Here is a 1,210-nt window from a genome sequence, read left to right on the forward strand (position 1 = left end):
GTCCAGCACCGCTACCGACACCACCGATCGTTCGTCCGCGCCGGCACCGGCTGCCGCACCGATCACCGACGAGGAGATCTTCGCCGGCCACGTCGCGGGCAAGCTGCGCGTCGAGCTCGCAGCACCACTCGACACCCAGCGCGACCTCTCCATCGCCTACACCCCCGGCGTCGCGCAGGTCTCCCGCGCCATCGCCGCCGACGAGACCCTCGCCAAGCGCTACACCTGGACCGACCGGCTCGTCGTCGTCGTCAGCGACGGGTCCGCCGTCCTCGGCCTCGGCGACATCGGGCCCCGCGCCTCGCTGCCCGTGATGGAAGGCAAGTCCGCCCTGTTCAAGGCGTTCGCCGGACTCGACTCCATCCCGCTCGTCCTCGACACCCAGAACCCCGACGAGATCGTCGAGACCCTCGTGCGGCTGCGCCCGAGCTTCGGCGCCGTCAACCTCGAGGACATCTCCGCGCCCCGCTGCTTCGAGATCGAACGCCGCGTCGCCGACGCACTCGACTGCCCCGTCATGCACGACGACCAGCACGGCACCGCCATCGTCGTCCTCGCCGCCCTCATGGGCGCCGCCCGCGTACAAGGCCGCGACCTCACCGGCGCCCGCGTCGTGATCTCCGGAGCCGGCGCCGCCGGCATCGCATGCGCGAACATCCTGCTCGCCGCCGGCATCACCGACGTCACCGTCCTCGACTCCCGCGGCATCGTCTCACGCGAACGCACCGACCTCACCCCCGTCAAGACCGACCTCGCCGCCCGCACCAACCCCGCCGGGCGCGCCGGAACCCTCGCCGACGCCCTCCACGGCGCCGACGTGTTCATCGGCGTATCCGCCGGAACCGTCCCCGAGAACCTCGTCGCGACCATGGCCGACGACGCCATCGTGTTCGCCCTGTCGAACCCCGACCCCGAGATCCACCCCGACATCGCTCGCCGTCACGCCGCGATCGTCGCCACCGGACGCAGCGACTTCCCCAACCAGATCAACAACGTCCTCGCGTTCCCCGGCGTCTTCAACGGCGCCCTCGACGCCGGCGCACGCCGCATCACCGAACGCATGAAACTCGCCGCCGCACACGCCATCGTGTCCGTCGTCGAAGCAGAACTCGCCCCCGACAAAATCGTGCCCAGCCCGCTCGACCCCCGCGTCGCACCCGCCGTCGCCGCCGCCGTCGCAGCAGCAGCGGCCGACGTCACCGGCTGACCG

The 1,210-nt window shown here is 71.7% G+C and carries 1 protein-coding gene; it reads left to right on the forward strand.

Annotated features, from left to right (window positions below; translation table 11 throughout):
- Positions 1 to 61 precede the first annotated feature (61 nt).
- Positions 62 to 1,207, forward strand: coding sequence for an NAD(P)-dependent malic enzyme (locus tag RR1_RS21495; RefSeq protein WP_040772495.1), 1,146 nt, complete (start codon positions 62 to 64; stop codon positions 1,205 to 1,207).
- Positions 1,208 to 1,210: the final 3 nt, after the last annotated feature.

Source organism: Rhodococcus rhodnii NBRC 100604, assembly GCF_001894925.1.
GTDB lineage: Bacteria > Actinomycetota > Actinomycetes > Mycobacteriales > Mycobacteriaceae > Rhodococcus_F > Rhodococcus_F rhodnii.